This is a genomic window from Brevibacillus reuszeri (assembly GCF_001187725.1).
Taxonomy (GTDB): domain Bacteria; phylum Bacillota; class Bacilli; order Brevibacillales; family Brevibacillaceae; genus Brevibacillus; species Brevibacillus reuszeri.
This window is the reverse complement of the sequence record NZ_LGIQ01000020.1, coordinates 85,612-112,573: the sequence shown is the minus strand read 5'-3', so window position 1 is coordinate 112,573 and position 26,962 is coordinate 85,612. Positions and strand designations below refer to the sequence as shown.

Here is a 26,962-nt window from a genome sequence, read left to right as displayed (position 1 = left end):
ATATCTTTTTGATCAAGTTTCTGAATGATCTCACTGGAAGCGCTAAAAGTGGCGAATAAGTGACCTTTAAAGCTATAATAATTGATTTCACAGTCAATTGATTTAAAAGTCTTCCATATCTGTAGTAACAAGAATACATATTGGAATATGTATTCTCGTTTAAATATTTCCTTAATTGAAATAGTTGCTTTTTCTGGACTGATGTCGGCGTTAATTATCTCATAACCTTGCGATAAAATAAAAGAAATCAGGTCTACCATGGCAACTTCTTTTCGATCATATTTTGTCTTGTCCAGCTTACTTAATAATGAAACATTATCAATGTAAAAAATCGTGAATGCTGCCTTTAGAGCTCTTGCTGTCTCGAATATCTTTTGTACTAATGCCTCTAACTCATTAAGAGTTAGTTTTATGGTATTCCCAGTACGTGTTTCGCACATAATCTGATTATGTTCCAAACGATAGGTATGATGGTATGCAATATTTCTCCATTGATTTAGAGATAAACCTTTAGGTTTAGGTAACGAAACGTTGAGATTTTTTAGAAATTTATTAACGGAGGAGACTAGTGTCCCTAACTCCATATTAAGTATCTCTTGAGTAGTTACTTGTATTGTATAAATAATATTTAACTGATTATAAATGATCATTAAATGATATTTTATTATTCCCTCAATAATAACCCCAATTACATTGAAATATCTGTAAACAATTTCGTCAGTCTCCATCGTAGTCTTGAGATCTTCTAGTTGATTATATACATTCCAAACATTTGCTGTACTTCTATCATTATAGTAATTCCAATACGCTACACTATCTATACATCTTCGCAAATCTGCATATTTTGATTTTTTATAGATCAAAAGTATATTTTCAAATAATCTACGTGAGCCCTTAACCTTATCAAGATATTCAAGGCCAATTGATTCTGATAATAGACTTGTTAAAAGATTTTTTCTAAGTGAATCTTTATTATCAAAGTAAGAATCTAACTTTTTATACACAATCTCTTTGATTTCATCTAGATTGTTTACCTTTTTATATTGATCCATTAAATTCGACTGAATTAAAAAGGTCTTGTATAGGTCAATAAACTTTGACATATTTCCAACCACTTCCATGTTGATAATAGAAACATATACTCGATTACTCTGCTTTACATATTCAGTATCAATGACAGTTTTTGCAAAAATCTGCATTCATAAGTTAATAGGAAAATGGGACTCTTATTGTGTAATAGCGGGTTTAAACGTGCTAGTATTTACCATAATACAGGAAGAATGGATAATTGTGTAGAAGTGAAAGAGCTTCTGTGAGGTGCAAAAAATGACATTCGATCTCTGTAGATTCATAATTAAGTAACAGGATCGTGCGAAGCTCATCCGAACGAAATATACGACCGCCTTTCCAAAGGTAAAATCAATAACTTATGAATATGTAATATTTGGAATTTGAAAGTATATCAACATAGAGACAAATCACACGTTGTGGTCAATCTAAATATCGACGGAGGGAAAACGGTAATTAATCTCCTTATTAATGTGATAAACAGAGAACTGATGGCCTTTTTATGATTTATTTTAGAACTCGTGGCCACTTTATGATTTAAATAACTAGACATTAATTTTAAAAGCCCGATGTTTATATGAGAAAACTGCAGTCAAGTGGCCAGTTTATGGTTTAATTTGTGCACAATTTATGGTTTAAGTCACAGGAAGCTGTAGATTGAAGCATATTTTTGCCACCGTGGCAAAGATATGCTTCAATTTGTTTTTGGTAAGAATATGCTTCAAACAAAATACTGGTTGTTGTTTTTGTTTAATACGCTAAATAGAACCCAAATTGGGGTATGAAATAGGAAAAAGCCTGATACATTGGTATTATCCCTTTAAGTAAACACTCAGGTGTGACATAATGCGGCTTTCAAATGCTGAAATAGAAACAAAGGGTATCCCCTTCGTGAGATACCCTTTGTTAAATAAGACCTATTTATAATACGAAGTGGTCAATGGTACAAAGACAGCAGTACCACCTTTTACATTTCCGTGAATATACAATGATTTAACGTCACCGATATTCGCTTGGACAGTAACCAAGCCTTCCTCAGCTTTGATCACATCTATCTTTTTCAAAATCGTATTGGTATCGCCGTCTTCTATAGTAAGGTCCTTTATATCACCGTTAACAGCTGCTATCTGAAGATATAGTGTTTGATGCTCTTTATTCGGATAGAGCATAAAGTTGGTGCTACGGTCGCCAGATCCATCGTTGAAATAAGCTTCTTTATAATCCTTACCTTTATAGGTTGTTTGAGCTGAGTTTTTCGTATGATACATATCTTTGAAGCCATCAACAATAGAAACGCCGTCGACTTTCTCGCCTATAATAATAGTTTTGGTAGTCTCATCATAATCGACTGCTATATCAAGTGCGTCGGAGATGGAGCGAATAGGAAAATAATTTGCTCCTTGATAGGAGATTGGTGCAATAATGTTACCCTTGACATCACGCAAATCAACATGAGTTCCATCGACCTGCACCCTTACCTCAGGGTTAAGGTAAGCTTTAATTTCCTGCAGCTTAGTTGCCGCTAAAGCGCCAGCTCCCATGCTAGCCAGCATTGATGCGCTTATAATAGCTACAAATGCTTTTTTCTTCATTTGATTCACTCTCCTTGTGGCAAGTTATTACAAGCAATACTGGAAAGTATAGAGAAATTATTAATTGAGGTCTATAGTTTTCTTTGGAATATTTTATATAAAACAGGAGAAGGAATACCATTTATATTCATTTGAACAGCAGATCACTCATATTCACCTGAATCCGTGAAATTTTGCTGATACCTAAAAACACATGTATCTCATATTAACGGAGATACATGTGTTTTTCCTTTTAAAGTACAAAAAGTAAAGCGATATTACATGTGATTTGGCATGGATATGATTCAATCTAGTAAATGCGGAAAAAATATGCTTCCATTTTTTATTACGAAAAATCTTGTAAGTCTCCCAGCATAAAAAAGCGAGCACCCCCATCTGTACGCACGCATATGGGGTGCACCCTACAAATTCGACGCCTCCGGAAGGGAAAGTCCGATTCGTTGCCAGGACCGGGATCTCCACCGCCATAGCATGAGCAATCCTCTCAGCCACTCGTCGATGATAAACGCCCACCAGATGCCGGCAAGTCCAAATCCCAGACTGATTCCAAAGAAGTAAGACAAAGGCACGCTCAGCCCCCACATGGAGATGATTCCTACGATTACGGGAAATCTTACATCTCCTCCAGCGTTCAGAGAGCCGATGAGCACAATGTTGAATGTACGTCCCGCTTCCAGGATAAGAGATAGGAGCATGAGTGTGCGCCCAGTCTCCAAAATGAGCGGGTCATCTGTGAACAAACTAAGCAGCGTCTGGGCAAAGCTGAACATTCCGATGCTTACGCTGAAAGTAATCAGCAAACTGATTTTTAAGCTCTTCAGGCAAATTCGGTAGGCCTCTTCAGATTGCCCTCCTCCTATCAACCGTCCAACTAATATTTGCGTGGCTTGTCCAATTGAGACCGAAAACAAGAAGATAAACATCGTCAGGTTTTGGGTGTAAATCTTGGTCGTTAGGGCGACGGTCCCCAGTATGGCAACAAATGATGTAATGACAACCTGCGAGGCGTTGTACGAAATATACTCACCAGCAGAAGGGATGCCAATCCGCAAGATAGGCAGTGCATACTGCTTCAAGCAGCGAAGGATTCTCCTATAGGGGAGCAAACCTGGAAGCTTTCTTTGAAACAGGATAAGTAAAATGAACACTCCGATGGCTCGGCTAATTACAGTGACGACGGCTACCCCTTCCACACCGAGTACGGGAAGGCCAAACGGTTCAAACAACACGATGTAGTTGCCAGCTGCATTGAGGATGTTCATTAGAAATGATGCTGTCATGACCTCGCGTACGTGACCATGACCTCGCATAATAACGCCAACGGTGACGATCAGAGAGCTGAGCATGGACGACAATCCGATAATCGTCAAATAAGGGACGCCATAGCTGATCAGCTCTTCTGCCAGCTTAAACAGTCTCAGGAATGGTTCAGCGAAGGCTACAAGCGTCATGCTGACTATGATGCTGACTAGCAGATTCATGCTTAGCGCGGCGACGGAGACTTCCCCGACCTGGGTAGGACGCTTGGCTCCAATAGCCTGGACAATCAGTACGCCGGCTCCGGTGGCGACGAATCCAAACAGAAAGGTGGCGAGGGCGTAGACCTGGGCAGCCACCCCAACAGCTGCTACAGCTTTATCGGAATATTGACTGAGCATTAGCGTGTCAATACTGCCCATGAGCATCTGCAACAGCTGTTCCACGAATATGGGCCAGACGAGAGAGAGGAGGCTCCATTTTTTCAGGGTAGATTCTTGTTGAGTCATCTGTGTTCCTTTCCTTACACGAGCCCAGCAGGAGCCCGGCAGCTATCGCGGATGACGAGCTGATGAGGTACCGTTGTTAACGTGGCGGATTGATCCGGATTCTGGATCGCTTCGAGCAGCAACTCCACTGACAGACGCCCAATCATCGCAATGGGCTGCTGCATGGAGGTAAGCCGCGGCCTTGTCAACTCGGTTAGCTCACTGCCATCGAAGCCGATGACTGACATTTGTTCAGGAACGTGAAAGCCGCAATCGTGGAGACAGTTCATCGCTCCGAGCGCCATGTCATCACTTGCAGCAAATACGGCTGTCGGTCGAGGTCCCTCCTGTAGAATGGCTTTCATCTGCTCGTAACCACTTTTGACTTGATAGTCGCCAAATTTAATCCAGCGCGGCTCAATCGTAAGTCCAATGTCAGAAATAGCTTTCAGATAGCCTTCGTATCGCTTCCGCCCAGATGATACATCCTCGAGATCTCCTCCGATAAAGGCAATTCGCTGATGACCGAGATCCCCGAGAAAACGGGTGGCGTCATAGGCTGCTGAAAAATCATCAACGGTGACCCTGGGGAAAGCAGGATCGACAGGTGAGGCACAAAAGATGATCGGGATCTTGGTTTGATGAAGAAAACGGCGGATGTCGTCATTCACCTTCTCGTGCATGATGATAATGCCATCTACTCGCATCTCTTGAAAGGTTTGCAAATAACGAAGCTCTTTGTCTAGGTTTTCCATAATATTGCAGACGAGCAGATTGTAATGGTGCTGGTCAACGGTTTCTTCAATGCTGCTCAATATGGTAGAGAAAAAATTGCTCGTAATGTTGGAGACAATGACACCAATCAGATTCGTTTTTTTACGCTTCAAACTCCGGGCAATATGGCTGGGGGTATAACCGAGCTCGTTGATTGCCTCATTGACCCTCTGCTTGATTTCCGCGCTTACATACTGCTCTCCGTTCAGAACTCTCGAAACGCTGGTGACCGATACTCCGGCCGCTTTGGCAACATCTTTGATCTTGATATCCAATTGACCACAACCTAACTATTGAGAATTGCTTTTTTTCTATATGGTATCGATTCCATAGAATACAGTTCCAAGTGTACTCGTCAGTATGCTGCCGTGTAAACTGTCTTTTTCAACTTTACGAGACCTTTACAGAAAATCGAGGAAAACTGACAAAAATCGCGATTCCTTAATGGTCCAATGATGGTGAGAAATTAACATATTCGTAGTCGATTTTAAAGGTTATGTAAATGCTCGTTTTGTGAATTGACGGGTAGGAAAGTGTGGTTTTACACTAAAGGCGAAAAAGTTATGGTATCGATTCCAGAAAGATGACTCTATATATCCTTTGAATCGGCTGGTGATCAGACATGAATTTGAGATTTGAAACAATGGGCAGGCTTTCGCCAATTTGCTCCAAGACGCATCTGGCTTTCCGGTTCCACTTGCCGCAGTCAGCGGACATGCTGCACATCCAGTTTGCTTATGAGCCAAAAAAGCTGGAAGATCCCGTAATGGCAAAGCGTGAAATTGAGGCTGCGCTTCGCCGGGATGCTGGTTTGAAACAACAGCAGGCTTTATTGGATAAATGGGAAGATTTCTTTCCGCTCCAAAACCTGATTACCATCTCTGTTGACGACCCAGAAGGGTTTCGAGGTTCCGCGCATCGGCATGATCCCTTTCAGCTCCATAAACTGTCCAAAGAACAAGCCTCACCGGGCTTTACGGCAGGTGAACTGCCAAAGGGAATCTGGACAGTGACCTTGAGTGTGCACTGTATTGTCACGCCAAGCTGTCAGTATGAATTGAAGATATGGGAAGGGGACGCGAAATAAATGAACTGGCATCCATTCGAGCTTCATACACATACACCTCACAGCGACGGCAGGCACTCGCTGGCTGAAATGGCGAGAGAAGCCAAACAGCGAGGCTTGGCTGGTCTTGCCTTAACGGATCACAATACCATTTCTGGCTTGGCTGAGAGGGTTGCGGTAGAGGAAGAGACAGAAATCGTCATCATCCAGGGGATGGAATGGACAACCTTTTACGGTCACATGGTGACACTTGGCTTGAAGGGCTATGCCGATTGGAGGGATTTGGGTCCTGATGACATTCATAAAGGGATTGAGCGGGTACATAGCCAGGGTGGACTGGTTGGGATCGCCCATCCGTATGCGCTCGGAAGCCCGATCTGCACCGGTTGTCACTGGGATTATCGCATTTCCGACTGGAATGATGTCGACTACATCGAGGTTTGGCATGAGACCTTTCCATCTATTCGCATGCACAACCAGCCGTCACTTGAGTTATGGGAAGGGCTGCTAGACCAAGGCTTTCAAATCTGTGCCACATCAGGGCGGGATTGGCACGGATCAAAAGCGGGGGACGGTCCTGAGGCTGCAACGTTTCTCGGCCTTCCAAGCTCGGAGAAGCTATCGGAGGCGGGAGCACTGCAAGCCATTCGCAGCGGAGCAGTGAGCATCAGCATGGGCCCGCTCCTGCTTTGTCAGGTTGTTCTCGCTGGGAAAAGCTACGGTCTTGGAGAGACCGTGTCCATCCGCGATGCAGCAGAAAGTCAGGAAGCAACCGTTGCGGTGTCACTCGATCTTCGTGTGCGTCCAGGTGCCTGGACGTTAGAGCCGCAGCCTCTTTCGATCATACTTAGAAGCAACCTCGGGAACATGGCTGAGGTGAAGTTAGAGCCGGGTGAGGTCGAAGCGACATGCCAACTGCCTGTTCATGGGCTGAAATGGCTGAGAGCGGACTTGTTCGGAGTATTTCACGGTGTAGGTACCAAAATCGCGTTTACGAACCCTGTCTATTTCATGAATGAAAAATGAGTCTCGCAAGCATTGTCGCCAAGACATGCCTGCTCATCAAGGAGGAATGACATCCGTGAGATGGTATTTCAAATCACTCGGAAGAAGAAAAACATTGGAATTTGCTTTTTTGCTCCTGTTTGTATTTTTCTTCATAGGGCCTATGCTCAATTTGCTGCTGCTAGCGTTCTCAGGAAAATGGCAGTATCCCGCAGTTTTGCCGCAGGTGTGGTCGCTGGAATGGTGGCACTTCGTACTCAGTCAGGATGAGGTTCTCTCTTCCATTGGTCTATCCTTTCTGATTGCCACGGTCGTGACACTCATCTCCATCATTGTGTGCATCCCGGCAGCGTATGCATTCGCACGAATCCAGTTTCCGCTAAGCCGCTGGTTTCTGTTTTCATTCTTATTAACCCAGGCGTTTCCGAAAATGGGGCTATACGTGGCGATTGCCGTTTTGTTTTATAAAGTCGGGCTGATGAACACATTCTTCGGGATTGTTCTGATCCATATCGTAAACACCCTTATGTTCATGACCTGGATTCCGACGTCAGCCTTTCGCAGCATCAATAAGGCACAAGAAGAGTCAGCGCGTGATGCCGGGGCCAGCCCTCTTCAGGTTTTCTGGCATATCACTCTTCCAATGGCGATGCCAGGTATTCTTGTAGCTTCGATTTTTACGTTCCTGAACTCGTTGGACGAGGCGCAGGGAACGATGCTGATCGGAATCCCTGATTACAAAACGATGCCAATTATCATGTATTCCATCATATCGGACTATCCAAGCACGGCAGGAGCGGTGTTTTCCATAATACTGACCCTCCCGACAGTGGTGCTGCTGCTGGTAGCCAAGCGTTTCGTTAATGCGGATGTTCTTTCCGGTGGATTTCAGATCAAGTAAGCGAGTTTTCGGCAGCAATAGAAGGAGTGAGCGTAAATGGCAGTGCAGCTTTCGATCCATCAACTGAGCAAACGATTTAAAACGGGGGAAGGTGTCTTTGACATTTCGCTGGAGGTACAAAAGGGGGAGCTGGTCTCTCTGCTCGGTCCGTCAGGCTGCGGCAAGACGACGGTCCTTCGTTCCATTGGCGGCTTTCTTGATCCCCAGGCAGGTGATATTCGGATTAAGGGACAGAGCATCCTCTCCTTGCCGCCAGAGAAACGGCCGACAGCAATGGTGTTTCAGAGCTATAATTTATGGCCGCATATGACCGTCTATGAAAACCTGGCGTTCGGGCTAAAAATTCGAAAACGCAAAAAAGAAGACATTCATTATGCCGTATCGCGTGTGCTGGAGATGGTGCGGCTGGCTGGGGCGGAAAAGAAATACCCTACCGAGCTTTCTGGTGGTCAGCAGCAGCGCATCGCACTAGCCCGTGCACTGCTTCTCGAACCGGAGGTATTACTTCTCGATGAACCGTTTTCAGCCTTGGATGCAAAGCTCAGGCTGGAACTGCGCGAGGAATTGCGAGAGATCCAGGCGGCCACAGGCATGACGATGGTGTTTGTCACTCACGATCAGGAGGAAGCACTCTCCATCTCTGACCGGATTGTCGTGATGAACGCCGGAAAAATCGAGCAGCTGGCTTCCCCAAAAGAGATGTACGATCATCCAGCAACTCTGTTCGTGGCGAGCTTCATCGGCAGGATGAACTTTGTAAAGGGGGTGGCAGATGGCAAAGAAGCGCGGGTTGACGGTTTGGCTGAGCCCCTGAAAACAGATTTGTCTGGTCCAGTCATGCTCGCTGTGCGTCCGGAAGAAGTTCAGATAAGAGATGAGCATGAAACAGGTCTGCAAGCGACTGTCCGTCAGATTATGATGCTGGGACATTACGCTGAGATATCGCTTGATACGCAGCACGGGATCATCAAGGCGTTCATGCCGAGGGAGGGGACAGAACAGCTTCAGCAGGGGCAATTCTGTCGGATAGATTTTGGAAAGTCAGCCCTATTCTCTAGGTGAGTGGGAAAAAGTCAAGTGGAGCAACGATGATGTGCGAACAATCTTTTTTACCTATAAGAGACCCAGGTGGGGTAGGAGGAAATCAATCGTGACCATATGGAAAAAGTCTACTGCGGTACTGCTTACAGCGATGATGTCTGCATCTCTTTTGGGAGGCTGCGGGACCAAATCTAATTCTGCCGGAAACGTCACAGCTAGTAATACCAATACTGCCAGCACTTCCACTGAACCTGTCGTAATCAATTTCCATTATGGCGGCTCGCTGAACGTCAAGAATTTATGGGAAGCGCTCGTCCCTAAATTTGAGGAGAAAAATCCCGGCATTAAAGTAAAGCAGACGTATCTGCCTCCGGGACAAGCTGCATCGCCGATTGTGGATCGCCTTATTGCAGCGAAGAAAAGTGGACAAAGCACGGTGGATATCGATCTGTTTGAAGGCGGTCTCGGCGAGATAACGGCTGGTGAAAAGGAAGGAATCTGGGAAAAATTGAACGATTCCCAAATCCCCAACCTGAGCAAGGTAGACCAGAAATTCCTGCAACAGATTCAATACCTAGGCGTTCCTTATCGCGCTTCTTCCGTCGTCCTGGCTTACAACAGCGAAAAAGTCGCGAACCCTCCAAAAACCGCGGAAGAGCTGTACACCTGGATTCGTCAAAACCCTGGACGCTTTGCCTATAACGATCCGGCTACGGGCGGTTCAGGAAATTCATTCGTCGTCACTGCGATCTACAATTTCCTGGAGCCGGACGCGATTACGAGCAATGATCCCGCCGTTATGGCGAAATGGGACAAAGGATTTTCTCTACTGAAAGAGCTTGGTCCATACATGTACGGCAAAGGTATTTATCCGAAGAAAAACCAGGGCACGCTTGATTTGCTCGCATCTGGTGAAGTAGACATGATTCCAGCCTGGTCCGATATGGCGCTGGAGCAAATCAACAAAAAACTGCTGCCAGAGTCGACAAAGGTGGCACAGATCGAGCCAAGCTTTACAGGCGGACCTGCTTACATGCTGGTACCAGCTATGTCCGCGAAAAAAGAAGCAACCCAGAAGTTCCTCGACTTCCTGTTGACTCCAGAAGCACAAGAAGTCGTCGTGAACACGATGTACGGATATCCAGGGATCAAATGGGAAGAAATGCCGAGTAGTTTGCAAGAGCAGTTTGCGAGTGTAGCAAATGGCTACCGTCAATTTTCCGGTGGTGAATTGGAGAAAGAGATGAACAAGCGCTGGCAGAAAGAAGTGGCTGGGGCGAAATGAGACTAAGTAAAGAAAAAAAATCGGGGATTCTGGGGCTTGCCCTGGTCTTCCCCTCCTTTTTGCTGCTACTCGGCGTCGTGATCATTCCCATCATTTATTCGATTCAGGAAAGCTTGCAAAATGGGCAGGGAGGTTACGATCTCTCTCATTATGTGGCCCTGTTTACCGATGAAGTAATGCAATCGAATATTTGGTATACGCTTAAAGTCACCATCGTTTCTACGATACTTGTACTGGCGATCAGCTACGGGGTAGCGCTACTGCTGCGATTTAGCAATGGAGCAGCAGCGATCTGGATACGCAGACTCTACCTCATTCCGATGTTCGTTCCGGGCGTAATCGCCACCTACGCGATCATTTCCATGTACGGCAATCACGGATGGCTGGCCCGTATTTGCGCCCTGCTCGGGATGGAGTCTTTTCCCATGATCATTTTTGATTTCAAGGGCTTGATTCTGGCTAACCTCTGGTTTAACATTCCGTTTTCGACCATGCTGCTGGCGTCCGCTCTCGGAGGCATCCCCAATTCGATTATCGAGAGTGCCAAGGATACGGGCGCAGGCAAGTGGCAGCTGTTCTTCCGATTCATTGTGCCACTCTCTTATAAAACGTTGCTCGTTGCCGCTACATTCGTGTTCATGGGAGTAATCGGCAGCTTCACCGCACCGTACCTGATTGGGCCGAACTCTCCTCAAGTTCTCGGTGTCGCGATGCATCAAGTGTTTTCTGTCTACCAAGAAACCGCACAGGCGAGTGCTCTTGCCGTCTTCATGTTCCTGCTTTGCTCTGCGATGGGGTATTTCTACATCCGAACAATGGCGAAGGACGCGAAGGCTGAAGCGGGACGTACAGGGCAGTAGTCTGTAAAAGATGGAAAGAGATTGGAGTCGATCAGATGAAGAAACTACCTCAAATTACCGCACATACCGGATGTATGGGAACCCCTGACAATACGATCGAGTCGAGTCTGACTGGAATAGCAGCCGGAGCTGGCTTGATCGAGGTGGACGTGCAGTCTTCCGCGGATGGGATTGCTTTCTTGTTTCACGATGTGTTGCCTGTTTTTCAGACCGCGACACTCGCAGAATTGAATCACCCTGATCTGCGTCCATGGCTATCCCCCCTTTATAAGGACCGCCAACTCGTGACCTTGGAGCAGTTGTTTGAGGCAACGATGGAGGCGGACATTCGCTACAATCTCGACCTGAAGACAGCAGAAGCGGCTGGTCCCGCCATTGAAGTTATCGAGAGAATGGGGATGTCACAACGGGTATTCTTCACAGGAGACACAGAGGGTATAGAGCATGGCCGAGACCGGGTTGTCTGGAACACACCTGCTGATTGGAATTCAACGGAGTGGGCCGACAATGGGGAGGAGGTTATGCAGACGTGTGACAGATTGACGCGGGAAGGCTACTTTGGACTGAATATGCACTATCTTGCTTGCACCGAGGAACTAGTATCCTATGCGCATACCAAAGGCTTGGTGGTCTGGGTGTACACGGTCGATGATCCCTTTTACCAAAGGAAGATGATCGAGATGGGAGTCGATGCGATTACGACATGTCAGGTGCATACTTTGCGCACTCTTTTGGAGGCATGATCGTCATAAAATCTTTACCTTCCTTTGTAAATTTGCCAAAGTGAGGTTTTTTATTTGATTCAGCAGTTGCAAATTGGCTTGGCAGATTCACTAGTTTTACGAGAGCAAGCAGGCTGCCGAGTTTCCTCGACAGCCTGCGCAGCGCCATGTTCTATCGTTACATGATGATTAAGAGGTTACTCTTCGTGCAATTTCAAAGCGTTTCTCCCATGATGTTCCGAAGAATTTTGACGTAGTCACTCCTGGCGATCCGTAGGTATGGAGCAAGGTATTGTTTCCTGCATAAATGGCTACGTGAGTAATTCGAGGTGAAGAGCTTCCATGGCTGCGGAAGAAGATCAAATCTCCTTTTTGCAGCTGATTTTTGGAAACCTGTTGTCCTACTCTGGATTGTTGACGAGAATCTCGTGGCAAGGTGATCCCTGCTTCTTTAAATACACGTTGCGTAAAAGAAGAGCAATCAAAGGTACCAGTAGTATTTTTGCTGGAGCCGAATTTGTACGGCGTGCCTTTGTACTTTAGTCCGTTAGAAATAACCTGGTCAGCAACGTTTGAGCCTACAGAAGCTTTTTTTCCAGTTGGAGTTGCTACCAATGAGTTACTCTGCTTGTCCAAAGCTGTGGATACGCCAGAATCACTTTTCCAAGCATTGTCGTTGTAGTTTTCTTGATCGCTTGATTGATTATCAAGCTGAGCTTCTTCTTGCTGATCTTGCTGGTGGAGCTTCTTCTTTACCTGTGTATGCTTTTTATGCTGCTTATGTTGTTTATGCGTAATGGAGCTTTTTTCATTAGCCGCATAGGCTTGTCCCCCCATTAGAAGCGAAGTACCCATTAGAATCGCCAATACCGTGCTCGTTTTGCCTTTCCAGTTTCGTCTTATCATCATTTGCCTCCTTCTGAATGCGGTTTTTTGAGAGGTTCTCCACTCACACTTTTATCTTAGAGATGAAAACTAAGATTCTGGGTAGAATTTCATTAGAGTTTCATGAGAAGACTGTTGGTAAGATATTCTCTATTTTTCTGCTGAGGTTACGGAGTTGAATCAGATGACGCTACCAGACACCAAGGGATATGTATTGATTGTTGAGGATGAAAAAAATTTAGCGCGGTATTTGCAGCTGGAACTAGAAAACGAGGGATACGCTACTGATGTGGCTCACGATGGTCCTAGCGGATTAGAGAAAGCATTTGAGACGAGTTATGACCTGATCTTATTGGATATCATGCTGCCAGAGCTATCGGGAATAGAGGTATGTCGTCGAATCAGAGAGGTAAGTGAGGTCCCGATCATCATGATTACGGCTCGCGGAGAGGTTCCCGATATTGTTACCGGTTTAGATAGTGGCGCCAATGATTATTTATCAAAGCCATTTGCCATTGAAGAGCTTTTTGCACGGATTCGGGCTGTATTGCGACATCGTGAGAGACAGGCAACACAAGAGATCGTGATAGGGGATTTGAGTATACATCCAAATGCGCGGAGAGTCTTTCTGGCGGACGAGGAAATGATATTGACGCCGCGAGAATATGACTTGCTGTATTATTTGGTTCAAAACAAGGAGCAAGCGATATCTCGTGAGCAAATACTTACATCGGTATGGGGCTTTGACTTTATGGGGAATACAAACGTAGTTGACGTGTATATTCGTTATTTGCGAAACAAGCTGGAAAAGGGAACGTCTCAGAAATTGATTCATACTGTTCGCGGGGTCGGTTATACCCTACGTGAATAATTAACTCCTTTGCTCAGAAGGTGGTTTTTGTGTTTATACAGCGTAGATACTCCTTAAAGTGGAGACTCACTTTTTTGTTCAGCTCAGTTATGCTTGTCCTGCTGCTTTTTCTTACCATATTTATTTTCTGGAGCACCTCCAATCTTGTATACCAGCATGAACAGCGTCTGCTCAATCAAAAGGCGTCTGCGATTGCTTCAGACCTAAAGACAGAAATCACTGAGGAATCCTCTTTGGATATGTCTTATTTGTCGCGGCTACTTATGAACTATTCGGATGCGAACCAATCCATTGCACTCCTTGATCAGAAAGGCAAACGGCTTGCTTCCATTGAAGGAGCCAACTGGAGCAAGGAACCTGATGATTTTTATGACAGGATTTTGACTGCGAAGGAATCGGTCGAGTTTCCGTTTGCTTCTCGTATTATCTATGTGGAAATTAGTGAAACCACGGAAGCGCTGGAATGGTACTTTACGATGTTATTTTCGATTCTTTTGTTTGCTTCGTTGATTACGCTTGCGCTTTCGGGGATCGGCGGCTACTTTCTGAGCAAATGGGGACTAAGACCACTCGACCAGCTCATCACGCAGATTCATTCCATTTCTCCACAACGTCTGTCTCAACGGATTCATCATTACAATGTAGAAAAGGAAATTTATGAGCTGATTCATGCCTTCAACCTCCTTATGGATCGGATGGAGGATACGCTGGTATCACAGCAACGGTTTGTGACGGATGCCTCTCACGAATTACGTACGCCACTCACAATAATCGAGGGATATGTAAGCCTGCTGCAAAGATGGGGAAAAAACAAGCCAGAGATTCGAGAGGAAGCCTTAGGTGCTTTGAGACAGGAATGTGATCGACTCTCGCGATTAATCGAAGACCTGCTCACGCTTGCCAAGCTACAAGACGAGTCTGAGAGTAACACACAAAAAAACATCCAGTCACTTACGCCTCTGCTGCTCGAAGTAAAGCATGCATGGCTTCCCGTCTATCCTCCGCAAATTACATTGTCTTTTGAATGGACGGAGCCACTTTTTCTGTACATGGATCGCGAAAGAATGAGGCAGCTGCTGGACATTCTTCTGGATAATGCCCGTAAATACACCGATCAGGGGGAGGTAAAGGTACGGGCATTCAGTGATGAAAGTTGGGTTCACGTGATGATAGAGGATACGGGGATAGGTATACCGGAGAGTGAGCTTCCTCATCTGTTCAAGCGGTTTTATCGGGTGGACAAATCGCGTAATCGAATCAGGGGAGGAAACGGAATCGGGCTGGCAATCGCTCAATCGATCATACAAGATCATCAGGGAATAATTACAATCAGCCCTGCTTCACAAGGCGGGACACGCGTACACGTCCAACTCAGAAAGGAGCCGGCTCCCCAGCAGGATTGAGACGGACGCACGACCATATTGCAGGCGTATTGACAGGAAAAGCATTAGACTTTATTATATACCCATACCGGTATTAGTATAAAATGATTTTGCTTATGATTAAGGAGGAATATACAATGGCAGACATTACTGTAGATACAAAAGGACTGGCATGTCCGATGCCGATCGTCAAAGCCAAAAAAGCGCTGGACGGCTTGCAGTCTGGTCAAACGATGGAAGTGCTCTCTACGGATAAAGGTTCCTTGAACGACTTTACGGCGTGGGTGAAGCAAACGAAAAATGAAATGGTTTCCTATGGAGAAGAAAATGGGGTATACAAATTCCTGGTGAAAAAGGGATAATAAAAAAATAAGCGAGCACCTTTTACCGTGTTCGCTTATTCCCGATTTTCATAGATAATGCGGACGCCTAGCGGGGAGTATGTTTCTTCTCTATAGTGACCGTTTGGGCAAAGCTTGGTGCAATGCAGGGAATCGACCTTTGTATGCAATGGCTCTTTACATGTAGGACAGCGATGTTGAAAAATGGATTTCAGAAAACGGAGCATGAATATCACCTTATTCTGATTAATTTACTTGGTTTTATTTTACCTGACGTTTCATCATTTGAGAAGCAGTCTGAATGTTCTCATGTGCAAAAAGATGAGAAGGCAGGGAGGATATATGGATTTTGCGTTATTTTTCATGATGATTTCTTTAGGCTTTATTGGCTCCTTCTTTTCCGGATTGCTTGGAATAGGTGGAGCGATCATTAACTATCCACTCTTGCTCTTCATACCTGCGTTGCTTGGTGTCGCTCACTTTTCGGCGCAAGAGGTGTCCTCTATCTCGATGTTTCAAGTGTTTTTTGCATCCTTGTCGGGTGTTCTTGCTTTTCGAAAGCGGAACGGAAAAGGATCTGCGCTCATCCATAAAGGCCTCGTGAAGGATATGGGCGCAAGTATTTTGATCGGGAGCCTGCTGGGTGGATTCATCTCGAAATTTTTGTCTAGTGAAAGCATCAATCTCGTTTACGGGATTTTAGCAATAATAGCAGTCGTCTTAATGCTCATAAAAAACAAGGGAAACGAAGAAACGAGCAGTGACGCAGTGTATAGCCGCTTGATAGCGATTGCTTCTGCTTTTAGTGTCGGGATCGTCTCCGGGATCGTGGGAGCGGGAGGAGCCTTTATTCTGATTCCGATCATGCTTACCGTCCTGAAAATTCCTACGCGGGTTACGATCGCTTCCTCACTTGCCATCGTATTCATCTCCGCTATTGGTGGTGTATTAGGGAAGCTGACTACGGGACATATTCCGCTGCTGCCTGTCCTGTTTACGGTCATCGGGAGCGTGCTCGGAGCACCGCTTGGAAGCCGCGTCAGTGCAAAGATGGATGTGAAGTATTTGCGGTATGGCTTGATCGTCTTGATCTGTGCGACGGCGATCAAGATTTGGAGCGATATTCTATAGTCGTTAACGAAGGAGCTTTTGCTGTGAAAAGCACTTTGTGCCAATTTTAATACCTATACAAGTATGAGTATATGGAGGGGGATTTTACAATGGAAACGCAAAAAGAAAAAACGACGATTGTCCTGTTTAGCGGGGATTTAGATAAAGCAATTGCAGCATTTATCATTGCCAATGGTGCTGCTGCCTACGATCACGATGTCACGATTTTCTTTACGTTTTGGGGCTTGAATACGATGCGCAAGGATGAGATCGTCGATGTCAAAAAAGGTTTTCTGGAAAGAGCATTTGGCAAGATGATGCCGAGAGGGGCGAAAAAGCTGGGCCTGTCCAAAATGAACATGATGGGGATGGGACCAGAGATGATCAAGCATGTCATGAAAAAGCACAATGCGCTGTCCCTTCCGCAATTGATCGAGCTGGCACAGGAGCAGGGAGTCAAGCTGGTTGCCTGCACAATGACGATGGATCTTTTGGGATTGAAGCAGGAGGAATTGCTGGATGGAATGGAGTATGCAGGAGTAGCCGCTTATTTGGGTGATGCCACCCAAGCGAAAGTAAATCTTTTTATTTAACTCATGCCATTTCCCTGTAGCTTGACAAAGCTTGGCTATCGCATAATATACCTGTATACGTATGTGTGATGGAAAACAGGAGGTATTCACATGGAGTACAACTATGGTGAAGATATTAAAAGACGCTTACGCAGAATTGAAGGGCAGGTTCGTGGCGTTTTGAAGATGATGGACGAGCAGAAAAACTGCAAGGAGGTAGTCGCCCAGCTGTCGGCGGTTCGCAATGCCTCAGACAAAGCGATTGCCCAGATTGTGGCTGAGAATCTTCAACGTTGTTTGCTGGAAGAACAGGTAGCGGGCGGAGACACTGGCAAGCTGGTAAAAGAGGCGGTAGAGCTCCTCGTGAAAAGCCGCTAATTTAAGATTGGAAAGGGTGTTCACATGGAGTTCTCTACGATTCTTATCATCATTGCCTATGCGTTGCTTACATGGTACCTGGTTTCTCGCTTCCTTCCGGTAAAAGGCTTGGAGACGCTGCGAGCAGAGCAGTTCAAGGAACGAGTCAATCAAAAAAGCAAGGTGCTGCTTATCGATGTGCGTGAGCCGCACGAATTCAAGTCAGGGCATATTCCTACGGCGGTGAATATCCCGTTGTCTCAGTTCAATAGCCGGGCAGGGGAAATTTCTACGAAAAATGATATTTTGCTCTATTGCCGAAGTGGCATGCGCAGCAAGCAGGCAGCGAAAATATTGAAAAAGCATGGCGTCGAAAAAATGGCGCATCTGCAAGGCGGCATCACAGCTTGGCAAGGACCTACAAAAAAGAAATAAGAATGCAAGACGGCTATTCCAGGGTGGTGGGTAAAGCATCCTGGGATAGCTGTTTTGTTTTCATGCTTGACTTTTGGTTTTGTTGTAACTAAAATGATTACAACAGGTCGGTTGAGTGAATCGCCTATTATTTTTGGGTGTGATGTAACTTATGCGGTTACAACTAACGGGCGATTCGACATCGCACTTTCTGCAAGAGAAACATTCATAACCAAGCCGAAACGAACAAATCATATATGACGGAGGGAATACACATGAAAATCGGAATCGTAGGAGCTAGCGGTAAAGCAGGGCAATTGATCATGAAGGAAGCGTTGGATCGTGGCCATCAGGTTACCGCGATTGTGCGCGATGCATCTAAAATCAACGAAACGAACGCAGTTGTACTGGAGAAAGACGTGTTTGCATTGACGGCGTCGGACTTGAATGGATTTGATGCCGTTGTCAATGCATTCGGTGCACCTGCAGGAAAAGAACATCTTCACGTCGAGGCAGGAAATGCTTTGATCGAAGCAATGAAAGGTGCTCCTGCTACTAGATTGCTCGTAGTGGGCGGAGCGGGCAGTCTGTTTGTAGACGAAGCGAAAACGACACGTGTGCTCGAGACTCCTGATTTCCCTAAGGAATATCTGGCAACAGCGCAAAACCAGGGTGAAAACCTGCGCATCCTGCAAGAAACAAACGGCATTCAGTGGACCTTTATCAGCCCATCTGCTTTCTTTGATCCAGCTGGTGAAAGAACAGGCGTATACCAATTGGGCAAAGATCATTTGCTGGTGAACGCAAGCGGTCAAAGCTACGTCAGCTATGCTGACTATGCGATTGCGGTTTTGGATGAAATCGAGAATCCAAAACACCGCAACGAACGCTTCACAGTTGGCTCCAAATAAAATACAGCCATTGATGAGCGTTCCATCAAGGCCTTCAAAAAAAAGACCAGTATCGCGATTTGCGAGCTGGTCTTTTTTCCTGTTTTTTTCAATTTGAGCAGGAAATTGTTAGCCTACCAACGAACCGATAATCGGATAATGGAACGGGCGCCCCTGCAGCGAGTATAAAATACCCTTGACTGGATAATAAATTGCCATCAGACCGAAAATGATCAAGAATGGAATTCCAATTATCAGGAAGGATAGTGCCCAGGAGATACTGAGCAAAATTCCCATAAACAGATGGAACAAGAGAGCTTGCAGTGCCATATTTTTTGCTTCACGGTCAGCCATCAAGAGCCAGACAATGATAGGCACCAGGAAAGGGGCAAAAAATGCGCTGGCATGAGTAATCGCTTTTACTCCACGATAATCCATAATAAGTCCTCCTCGTTATATGAACGGTTCAATGATTGATCTTATTGTAACGTACTTATGCGGTGAACTAAAACCATCAAAAGCGTGATTTTGGATCAGACTTGAGACGGAGGATTTTTGAATTTGAATCCATTACTGTTATGATTAGAAAATCTGGTTTTAGCAGAGTCGTGAGTCGCGGTTTCACTTCGGCTGGATAATTTTTTTTAATTCTTTTCTATAAATTAAGAAATTCTTTCGCCTTTTGACACGTAATACTCTATAGATATCCGTTACAATACAAAACGAGACTTGATGAAGGGAGCGATCGATAGATGATGATAGATTGTCATCAACCGCTTGGAATCAAAGAGCGGCTGATGTTTTTCTACAATTTCTTGCAGGCGCCAGGGCAAGTCGGGAGTATTACGCCTAGCTCCCGTGCCTTAGCCAAACAAATGATGAAGCCGATTGACTGGGAAAAAGCAAATACAATAGTAGAATTGGGTGCAGGAACAGGGATATTCACCAAATGGATTCAGGAGATGAAGCGTCCTGATGCGACTCTGGTTTCTTTTGAAAAGGAAACCACAATGAGAAACAGGCTGGAGCCTCTTTTTCCAAATGTTCTTTTCCACGAGGATGCCGTTGACTTGGGGCGTGTGCTTTCTGAGGCTGGACTGGGTAAAGCAGACTGTATTGTGTCTGGACTGCCATTCGCCAATTTCCCGCAAGGATTGCGCGATCAAATCATGGAGCAGGTCATCACTACACTGAAGCCTGGTGGTGTATTTGTCGCATTTCAATACTCCCTGCAAATGAAGAAGCAGCTGTTAGAGGTCTTCGACAGCGTTTCAGTAAAAATGGTTCCATTCAACGTACCGCCCGCTTTTGTATACGTATGCCACAAGGCTCAGCGGTAGGAGGATAATCAATAATGATGGTGGAAATGCTGACCGAGTCAGTGGGCCAGTTTGGATATTTTGCTCTCTTTTTTACATTGTGGCTCGGAATCGTAGGTATGCCGATTCCCGATGAGGTTATCGTCCTGTCTGCCGGAGTTCTGACCTCGATGCATGTTTTGGAGATTCTCCCTGCCTTTATTGCGACGTATTTGGGGGTTGTTTCCGGCTTGTCTTTGGGCTACGTCCTGGGGCGAGTGTTGGGTGCGCCTGCGCTGAACTGGATCGGTCGGAAAAAGGGAATGGGCAAATACGTGCAGCAGGCGCAGACTCTTTTGGAGAAATACGGGAGCTATGCACTATGTATCAGTTATTTTTTGCCTGTCGTTAGACACGTCGTTCCTTATCTGGTGGGGATCGGCAAGATGACGTTTGGTCGTTATGCGGCATTCTCTTATACGACGGGGCTTTTGTGGACCGTGATTTTGTTTTTTGCCGGACATTTCATGGGAAACAATGTAGCCAATTTGAATGCATTCCTAAGTATCTTTAACCAGGGCATGGTTGTCGGCATTGCGGGTTTGGCGCTCTTGGCGGCAGCAGGCATTTACGGATATAAGGTATGGAAAAGAAAAAGAGTCTCTGTTTTATCAACACAGACTCTGGTGAATGATCGTGAAAGAAACGAATAGTCAAGCACGGATACCCCAAAAAATCTTCTGCTGCGGCAGAGGATTTTTTTCTATGAAAAACGTCTCGACATTTTTCAGAAAAGTGGATATGGCTCGTTTTGTTTTCTTATCTCCTGCTGTCACACCCATTATAATAGATGAGAGTGAGAGGAGAGAAAGAAGCATGGCAACAAAGAAGCAACTGCTCTGGGCAGATCTGTCGCTGTTTATTATTGCCTTGGCCTGGGGCTACACCTTTATTTTGAGCAAAGATTTGCTGCTAGAGATCACCCCTTTTTATTTTCTGGGTACGAGATTTCTTCTTGCGGCATTGATCCTACTTCCGTTTATTTGGAAAAGGCTGCGGATGTTTGGGCGTGATGTATGGATACAAGGAGCACTATGTGGTGTGGTACTCTGCGCTGCCTTTACCCTGCAGCTATTAGGAATCGATCGTACGACCCCGGGCAAGGCAGGGGTCATTACGGGAACCAATGTAGTGCTGGTGCCTTTTCTGTACTTCCTGTGGCGGAGAAAAGCTGTAGGCAAGGGAGCGATCATTGGTAGCATCTTGGCTTTCATCGGACTTGCATGCTTGTCTGGAGAAGGAGAGTGGACAGGGATCTCCTTTGGAGACATGCTCGTCTTTTTATGTGCAATCTTTTTTGCCATGCACATCCTGATGGTAGACCGCGTTTACGAAAAGAAAGCGGAAATAGACACACTCGGCTTTGTGATGATTCAGCTGCTGGTGGTAGGGCTGATCGATTTAGTTATCGCGATCTTTACCGAACCGATTCCAGGGCCGCTCAGCTCCTATGGATGGTTTGCCTATTGGTTTGATTGCCTGATAGGAACCTTGCTTGCGTATGTGGTTCAAATCAAAGCCCAGCAATTTTCGCCACCCGTCCATGTCAGCATTTTGCTATCGCTGGAAGCCGTTTTTGCATTTTTCTTTTCCTGGCTGCTCTGGGGTGAGCCCGTTACGGCTGTCGTGTTGACTGGCGTCTTTCTGATGCTGGCAGGCATTTACGTTACCGAGCTCAGTAATCAGGACAGCTGAGTCTATGTGTGTAAACGGACAAGCTCAGGAAAGCGACGCTTCTTGTCGCTTTCCGCGCTTGCGCATCAGCTCGGGCAGGATTATTCCGATCAGGATGATGACGACACCTACCACCTGCAACCAAGAGACCGATTCATGCAGGATGATGAACGAAGAAAAAACGGCCATAGGCAGCTCGGCAGCACCTAAAATGGCAGCCATTCCTGGTCCGATGTGAGGGACACCAAAATTGAAGCAAACGGTAGGAATGAGAATGCCAAAAAAGGCAAGCAAGAACACATAGGGAAAAAGTCCGTCCCACAAGGCACCGTTCCAAACAAACACAGGTGGATATATGCATGCGACGAGTAAGAATGACCCAGTCGCCATGCCAGAGCTGCGTATCCACGGGTTTACGGTGACCGCCGCTTTACCACTGAAGAGGATAAATAACGTGTAAGCAACAGCAGCCAATAATCCGAAAATGACGCCGGTAAGATGAAACTGTGCCAGGCCCCCCGTTTCAAACAAGCCACCTGACAGGAGTGTTCCGATCAGCAGCAGCCCGAGAGAGAATAGTGTTGGGGTGTCGGGTCGACGCCGGGAGATGATTGCTTCTGCCAGCACCCCCATCCATGTAAATTGGAATAGCAGGACGATGGCGATGGAGGCCGGTATGGACTGAAGGGCATTGTAATAAAAAACGCCCGTAGAACCGACGGCTATACCTACTGCCACAAGCAGCATCAGCTGCCGCTTATTCGGCTTGGTCCGCAAAAAGAAGAGAGCTGGAATCCAGGTAAGCAAAAAACCGAAAAACATTTGACCACCGATCACTTCTGCTGGAGAATATCCTTGCCCGTAAGCGAGCTTTACAATGGTCGATAAAATTCCGTAGCTGCATGCCCCTAAAAAGACCAACAGAACGTATTTCATATCATGTATCTCCTTACATACAGCATTTTTGTCTTAGCTAGGATAATACGCGATACAGGGTTTGTCTATGTGCCAAAAAGAATCCTGTCTGATAAAAACAGAGGTTTACCTTTTCATTTAGCGCGGAAATAGGGAAGTGACACGTAGATTGCATCTGTACCAATGTTGGGAAATGATGGAATGTAACTTCTATATCCCTATAGCGCGAAAAGGAAGGGGGAGCCTTGTGCTTTTGAAACTAAAAGACCGACTATTTGCAACATTTCTGCTGCTGAGCCTGCTCCCGATTTTGTTTATTTGCTTTCTCTTTTACAAAGAAGCGCAAGAGGCTGTGTATGGTCAATATGAAACAAGCATCGGCATGCATCTTAACCTGATTGATGAGCAGTTGATCTTATATTTCCGAAACATGCAAAATGAAACCAGCCGTCTCGCAGAACATCCTGTATTGAAAGTGGCTGACAGTCTCTCGGACGTAAATTCAGTAAGAGGTGTTTTTTTACATTTTGCCTATACGCATGAAACCGTGGGCAATATCCATCTGCTACGCGACGACCTTCGCACATTTTCAATGCGAGAGGAAGCGGGATGGGATCGAAATAGTCGCCGTCCCTTTTGGCTAAATCCAGAGGATATCGGTCTGAAGGACAGTCAAATCTGGCTCTACAGCCGATTGGATCAGATCAGCAACCAAAAATCGATGTTTGTTTCCCAGCGGGTGAGCAATAACGAGGGAAAATCGATCGGTATTTTGTTAGTCGAAATAAAATTGGATGTAATGGCAACCTGGCTGAAAACAAACGTTTTACATACTCATAAAGAACTGATGGTAATCTCCCCGACCGGAAAAATTCTCATTCATTCGGACCCGGACAAATTAGGCAAGCAAGTTCAAGGGCTTTCGGAATACGCCTCCTTGAGCAGATCGATAAAAAATTCCCACGAGGGAGAGGTTTTTTCCTTTCGCGAAAATGGAAAGCTAGTGTACGCCTATCTACAAGTCTCTCCATCGAGTGGCAATGTGTATGTGGAGTGGCTGCCAGGAGATGATATTACCAGCCGTTTGGACCGCTTGCATATCATTTTGCTTTGCACCATCATTGCTATTGTTGGCTTTTCTGCGTATGTTGCCCATAGGCTTTCTCATTGGGTAAGAAAGCCGATCTATACGTTGGTAGAGGCAACCGATGTTTTATTGAAGGGCGATTTTTCTGTTCGTGTTCCGATTCAGGGGATGGAAGAGATTACGATGCTGGAACGGAAATTTAACCAGATGGCAGAACAGCTGCACGCTCTGATTGGCCGTGAGCGGGAATACCTGCAAAAAGAACTGGATCAAATCGTGCGCAGCTTTTATCTGGCAGTAGAAATGAAGGATCCGTATACGGCTGGGCATACAGAAAGGGTCACCCATTATGCACTTATTATTTACGATCATATGGACCCGATCGATTGCCAAACGGTTTCACGAGATGATCTACGCTATGCCAGCTTGATGCATGATATCGGAAAAGTAGCGATTCCGGATGATGTTCTTCTGAAAAATGGAAGACTAACCGCTGAAGAATATGAGCGGATGAAGCAGCATTCCTCGATCGGTGCCGATATCGTAGAACAAATCGAGAGTCTGGCGCATGTCAGCCCGGGTGTCAGACATCACCATGAGCGTTGGGATGGACACGGCTATCCCAATCGATTAAAAGGAGAAGAAATTCCCCTAATTGGTCGCATCCTTGCTGTTGCCGATACCTTCGATGCGATGACGTCTACCCGTTCTTACCGTAAGGCGATGACTGCAACTGAAGCTTATGAAGAAATTTTACGCGGAATCCAATCACAATTTGACCCAAAGATCGTCAAAGTCTTTCAGCAGGCTTTTGATCAGGGGGCGTTTCGAATTGAGCAGCAGAATAATCATGAAACCGCTGTCTTAGAGAGGCTGCAAAAGAAGCAGGGACAAGCGTAGGATGCTTTTCCCTCCATTGGATGCCTTTTCGCCTTGCTATCGCTTCGTATCTTTGGTATTCTAATTCTACCGTGCTAGACGGGGAGGTTGCGGTGCCCTGTAACCTGCAATCCGCAATAGCAGGGTTGAATTCCTATCCTAGGTTTTCTTATGTGAGGCTGCCTTATGGCGGCGGTGTTGAGGAGCGGGTCCTGTGCAACGCGAACCCATGAACCTGGTCAGGTCCGGAAGGAAGCAGCCATAAGTGGATCATCGCGTGTGCCGCAGGGTAGCCTGTTCTGAGCTGCTACCATAAGTAACGCTTGGATGAGAATTATCGAAGATAGGTGCACGGTACTTCTATACGAATAGGTAAATAGCATGTTTCCTAACGGGAGCATGCTATTTTTATTTGTTCACGCAACAAAATTTGGAAACGTTAACTGTGCCAATCCGTCTGATAAAGCGAAGAATATTAATCGAGCTAATCATTTTTTGTTGATTTTTGGCGATACCTAGCGAAACATTTCCATTCAATCCTTTCCTTTCCAGAGCAGGTTTTGCGTACTTTTTCACGAAATTTTCATTATGGTAGAAGAAATCACAACTACATGATTTCACACTTAAAGTACGTCATAGGCCAGGGGGGACAAGCTGTGAGTGCATCTTTTTCGTTACATCTCGTAGGCTCGTCCGGACGATTGCAGCGGTTCATGCATCAACTGCCTACTGCCGTTTTATTGGTGAATCAAGCGGGTAGTATCGTGGAAGTCAACGAACAACTGCTTCGTGTAACCGGATATTCACGTGATCAACTTGTGAAACAACCGTTTCAGACGATCCTTCCTTACCAAGGCTCAGCAGAACAATTGTATGAGGAGCTTCTACACAGAGAGGTAGAAGCAGGTTCAAGCGTGGAGATTGACTGGCGTGATAAACATGGAAGATCCAAAAAAACTCCTGTGATGATACTCAGACAACAAGATGAGCAGGAGCTTTATCTGATTCATTTATATCAATTGGTGCAGGAAACCAATCAATTGCTGTCTGAGCGCTTGCTGGGCAAACTCACTCATGATACGAGTCTGGGCTTATTCATTCTAGATGAGCATGCTTACATTATCGAGGCGAGTCAGACAGCGTGCAAGCTGCTTGGCATGGAGAGACTGAGTGTAATCAACAAACATGTAGATCAAGTCTTTTCAGGCATACCGGAGCAGCATCGCCTCATCAAAAAAGAGTTGTTGGAAGGCGTAAAGCTTCAAAACATCGCGACATCATGGACAAACGACAACCAGCGTTATGAGCTGATCGTGGATGCCAACACGCTGCAAGATGAGTGTGGCAAGACCGTAGGAGCGTTTGTTCTGTTTAAAGATATCACCAATTTACGATCCTTTGAGCAAAAGATTGAGCGAAATGAGCGCCTTGCCATGATTGGACAAATTGCTGCCGGCACAGCTCATGAAATTCGCAATCCCCTTACCTCTATCAAGGGATTTTTGCAAATGTTCTTGAAATCGTTTGCTGACAGTGGCATGGATCGGGAAAAAACGTATACCGAAATCATGCTTACGGAAATTAACCGGATTAATTCGCTCGTCAGTGAATTTTTACTTTTGAGCAAGCCACGCGATATTCAATACTGCATGGTTGATCTCAATACCGTCTTTGGTGAGATTCTACCTATTGTTGAATCACAGGCTCTCCTCTACGGAATCGATGTTCGCTTTACCTCACAAGGGAAAATGCCGATGGTCGTTGGTGACAATGAGCTGTTAAAGCAAGTATTTATCAATATTTGTAAAAACGGGATTGAGGCGATGGGAGAACAGGGGACACTCCAGATTTCTCACCATATCGATCAGGATGGGGATCGTGTGAGCATTGATATCCACGATACAGGGCCTGGTATTCCGCTGTACATCATCGACAAGATTTTCGATCCGTTTTTTACAACAAAAGAAGAAGGAACAGGACTTGGATTGTCGGTTTGTCAAAAAATCATACACGACATCGGTGGACAGATTCGTGTCTCGTCAAAGGGGTACGGAACGACCTTTCACATTATGCTGCCGTATCTGTAAGAAACGGTATACACCAGAAGCGTCCCGCACATATGTGATGGGGCGTTTTCTTTGTATGAACCACCTCGATAGTGTATAATA

General features: G+C 45.6%; 27 protein-coding genes and 1 other RNA gene. 21 read left to right on the top strand and 7 right to left on the bottom strand.

Annotated features, from left to right (window positions below; all coding sequences use genetic code 11):
* The 4 genes from ADS79_RS34000 to ADS79_RS33985 form a co-directional block, all read right to left on the bottom strand.
* Nucleotides 1-1,103, bottom strand: a 1,103-nt coding sequence (locus ADS79_RS34000; protein WP_152969589.1) for a hypothetical protein, incomplete at its 3' end; no start/stop codon positions are given.
* Between the two features lie 882 nt (nucleotides 1,104-1,985).
* Complete coding sequence (locus ADS79_RS33995; protein ID WP_049742908.1) at nucleotides 1,986-2,660, bottom strand: hypothetical protein; 675 nt, start codon at nucleotides 2,658-2,660, stop codon at nucleotides 1,986-1,988.
* A gap of 401 nt (nucleotides 2,661-3,061) precedes the next feature.
* Nucleotides 3,062-4,426, bottom strand: a complete 1,365-nt coding sequence (locus ADS79_RS33990; protein ID WP_049742907.1) for an MATE family efflux transporter — start codon at nucleotides 4,424-4,426, stop codon at nucleotides 3,062-3,064.
* Nucleotides 4,427-4,440: 14 nt separating this feature from the next.
* Nucleotides 4,441-5,454: a LacI family DNA-binding transcriptional regulator gene (locus ADS79_RS33985; protein WP_049742906.1), complete on the bottom strand. Its 1,014-nt coding sequence runs from the start codon at nucleotides 5,452-5,454 to the stop codon at nucleotides 4,441-4,443.
* Between the two features lie 347 nt (nucleotides 5,455-5,801).
* Between ADS79_RS33985 and ADS79_RS33980 the strand changes: the two genes are divergently transcribed.
* The 7 genes from ADS79_RS33980 (at nucleotide 5,802) to ADS79_RS33950 (ending at nucleotide 12,080) form a co-directional block, all read left to right on the top strand.
* Nucleotides 5,802-6,266 (top strand): hypothetical protein, encoded by a 465-nt coding sequence (locus tag ADS79_RS33980; protein WP_049742905.1) that lies wholly within the window; start codon nucleotides 5,802-5,804, stop codon nucleotides 6,264-6,266.
* Entirely contained in the window at nucleotides 6,267-7,271 is a 1,005-nt protein-coding gene (locus tag ADS79_RS33975; RefSeq protein WP_049742904.1) for a CehA/McbA family metallohydrolase, read from the top strand. It begins immediately after the preceding gene.
* A 55-nt stretch (nucleotides 7,272-7,326) separates the two neighbouring features.
* The gene (locus ADS79_RS33970) at nucleotides 7,327-8,151 is read left to right on the top strand and encodes an ABC transporter permease (RefSeq protein WP_049742903.1); all 825 of its coding nucleotides are present in this window, start codon (nucleotides 7,327-7,329) and stop codon (nucleotides 8,149-8,151) included.
* A gap of 36 nt (nucleotides 8,152-8,187) precedes the next feature.
* A complete protein-coding gene (locus ADS79_RS33965; protein WP_049742902.1) occupies nucleotides 8,188-9,213 on the top strand; it encodes an ABC transporter ATP-binding protein in 1,026 nt (341 codons plus the stop codon).
* 88 nt (nucleotides 9,214-9,301) lie between these two features.
* Nucleotides 9,302-10,477, top strand: coding sequence for an extracellular solute-binding protein (locus ADS79_RS33960; RefSeq protein ID WP_307725640.1), 1,176 nt, complete (start codon nucleotides 9,302-9,304; stop codon nucleotides 10,475-10,477).
* Nucleotides 10,474-11,337 (top strand): ABC transporter permease, encoded by an 864-nt coding sequence (locus tag ADS79_RS33955; RefSeq protein WP_049742901.1) that lies wholly within the window; start codon nucleotides 10,474-10,476, stop codon nucleotides 11,335-11,337. Before ADS79_RS33960 ends, ADS79_RS33955 begins: the two co-directional genes overlap by 4 nt.
* A 35-nt stretch (nucleotides 11,338-11,372) precedes the next feature.
* Nucleotides 11,373-12,080, top strand: a complete 708-nt coding sequence (locus tag ADS79_RS33950) for a glycerophosphodiester phosphodiesterase (RefSeq protein WP_049742900.1) — start codon at nucleotides 11,373-11,375, stop codon at nucleotides 12,078-12,080.
* Nucleotides 12,081-12,248: 168 nt separating this feature from the next.
* Here ADS79_RS33950 and ADS79_RS34795 read toward each other — a convergent pair whose 3' ends face one another.
* On the bottom strand, nucleotides 12,249-12,965 hold the full coding sequence (locus ADS79_RS34795) for a C40 family peptidase (protein WP_084766177.1): 717 nt from the start codon (nucleotides 12,963-12,965) through the stop codon (nucleotides 12,249-12,251).
* A 163-nt stretch (nucleotides 12,966-13,128) separates the two neighbouring features.
* On the opposite strand from ADS79_RS34795, the gene ADS79_RS33940 reads away from it, so the two are divergent.
* The 8 genes from ADS79_RS33940 to ADS79_RS33905 all read left to right on the top strand — a co-directional run bounded on the left by ADS79_RS33940 (nucleotide 13,129) and on the right by ADS79_RS33905 (nucleotide 18,902).
* Complete coding sequence (locus ADS79_RS33940) at nucleotides 13,129-13,815, top strand: response regulator transcription factor (RefSeq protein ID WP_049742899.1); 687 nt, start codon at nucleotides 13,129-13,131, stop codon at nucleotides 13,813-13,815.
* Between the two features lie 74 nt (nucleotides 13,816-13,889).
* On the top strand, nucleotides 13,890-15,218 hold the full coding sequence (locus ADS79_RS33935; protein ID WP_236700189.1) for a sensor histidine kinase: 1,329 nt from the start codon (nucleotides 13,890-13,892) through the stop codon (nucleotides 15,216-15,218).
* A gap of 116 nt (nucleotides 15,219-15,334) precedes the next feature.
* Nucleotides 15,335-15,559 carry a sulfurtransferase TusA family protein gene (locus ADS79_RS33930; RefSeq protein ID WP_049742898.1) on the top strand — a complete coding sequence of 75 codons (225 nt, stop codon included), beginning with the start codon at nucleotides 15,335-15,337 and terminating at the stop codon, nucleotides 15,557-15,559.
* 321 nt (nucleotides 15,560-15,880) lie between these two features.
* Entirely contained in the window at nucleotides 15,881-16,669 is a 789-nt protein-coding gene (locus tag ADS79_RS33925) for a sulfite exporter TauE/SafE family protein (RefSeq protein WP_049742897.1), read from the top strand.
* An 89-nt stretch (nucleotides 16,670-16,758) separates the two neighbouring features.
* Nucleotides 16,759-17,241 carry a DsrE/DsrF/DrsH-like family protein gene (locus ADS79_RS33920; RefSeq protein ID WP_049742896.1) on the top strand — a complete coding sequence of 161 codons (483 nt, stop codon included), beginning with the start codon at nucleotides 16,759-16,761 and terminating at the stop codon, nucleotides 17,239-17,241.
* Between the two features lie 90 nt (nucleotides 17,242-17,331).
* Entirely contained in the window at nucleotides 17,332-17,598 is a 267-nt protein-coding gene (locus ADS79_RS33915; RefSeq protein WP_049742895.1) for a metal-sensitive transcriptional regulator, read from the top strand.
* 24 nt (nucleotides 17,599-17,622) lie between these two features.
* Nucleotides 17,623-18,012 carry a rhodanese-like domain-containing protein gene (locus ADS79_RS33910; protein ID WP_049742894.1) on the top strand — a complete coding sequence of 130 codons (390 nt, stop codon included), beginning with the start codon at nucleotides 17,623-17,625 and terminating at the stop codon, nucleotides 18,010-18,012.
* A 254-nt stretch (nucleotides 18,013-18,266) separates the two neighbouring features.
* The gene (locus ADS79_RS33905; protein ID WP_049742893.1) at nucleotides 18,267-18,902 is read left to right on the top strand and encodes an NAD(P)-dependent oxidoreductase; all 636 of its coding nucleotides are present in this window, start codon (nucleotides 18,267-18,269) and stop codon (nucleotides 18,900-18,902) included.
* A 108-nt stretch (nucleotides 18,903-19,010) separates the two neighbouring features.
* Here the strand turns inward: ADS79_RS33905 and ADS79_RS33900 are convergent, their stop codons facing one another.
* Entirely contained in the window at nucleotides 19,011-19,319 is a 309-nt protein-coding gene (locus ADS79_RS33900) for a DUF4870 domain-containing protein (RefSeq protein WP_049742892.1), read from the bottom strand.
* Between the two features lie 314 nt (nucleotides 19,320-19,633).
* Here ADS79_RS33900 and ADS79_RS33895 point away from each other — a divergent pair, with 314 nt between their 5' ends.
* From ADS79_RS33895 to ADS79_RS33885, 3 genes are all read left to right on the top strand, one after another.
* Complete coding sequence (locus ADS79_RS33895) at nucleotides 19,634-20,221, top strand: class I SAM-dependent methyltransferase (protein WP_049742891.1); 588 nt, start codon at nucleotides 19,634-19,636, stop codon at nucleotides 20,219-20,221.
* 14 nt (nucleotides 20,222-20,235) lie between these two features.
* On the top strand, nucleotides 20,236-20,892 hold the full coding sequence (locus tag ADS79_RS33890) for a DedA family protein (RefSeq protein ID WP_049742890.1): 657 nt from the start codon (nucleotides 20,236-20,238) through the stop codon (nucleotides 20,890-20,892).
* Nucleotides 20,893-21,055: 163 nt separating this feature from the next.
* Entirely contained in the window at nucleotides 21,056-21,934 is an 879-nt protein-coding gene (locus ADS79_RS33885; protein ID WP_049742889.1) for a DMT family transporter, read from the top strand.
* Between the two features lie 24 nt (nucleotides 21,935-21,958).
* Here the strand turns inward: ADS79_RS33885 and ADS79_RS33880 are convergent, their stop codons facing one another.
* Nucleotides 21,959-22,849 carry an EamA family transporter gene (locus tag ADS79_RS33880; RefSeq protein WP_049742888.1) on the bottom strand — a complete coding sequence of 297 codons (891 nt, stop codon included), beginning with the start codon at nucleotides 22,847-22,849 and terminating at the stop codon, nucleotides 21,959-21,961.
* Between the two features lie 226 nt (nucleotides 22,850-23,075).
* Between ADS79_RS33880 and ADS79_RS33875 the strand changes: the two genes are divergently transcribed.
* The 3 genes from ADS79_RS33875 to ADS79_RS33870 all read left to right on the top strand — a co-directional run bounded on the left by ADS79_RS33875 (nucleotide 23,076) and on the right by ADS79_RS33870 (nucleotide 26,881).
* Nucleotides 23,076-24,815: an HD domain-containing phosphohydrolase gene (locus ADS79_RS33875; RefSeq protein WP_049742887.1), complete on the top strand. Its 1,740-nt coding sequence runs from the start codon at nucleotides 23,076-23,078 to the stop codon at nucleotides 24,813-24,815.
* Between the two features lie 69 nt (nucleotides 24,816-24,884).
* Nucleotides 24,885-25,149, top strand: an RNA gene (ffs, locus tag ADS79_RS34790) — signal recognition particle sRNA large type.
* A gap of 301 nt (nucleotides 25,150-25,450) precedes the next feature.
* Nucleotides 25,451-26,881, top strand: a complete 1,431-nt coding sequence (locus ADS79_RS33870; protein ID WP_049742886.1) for a PAS domain-containing sensor histidine kinase — start codon at nucleotides 25,451-25,453, stop codon at nucleotides 26,879-26,881.
* The last annotated feature ends 81 nt before the right edge of the window (nucleotides 26,882-26,962 follow it).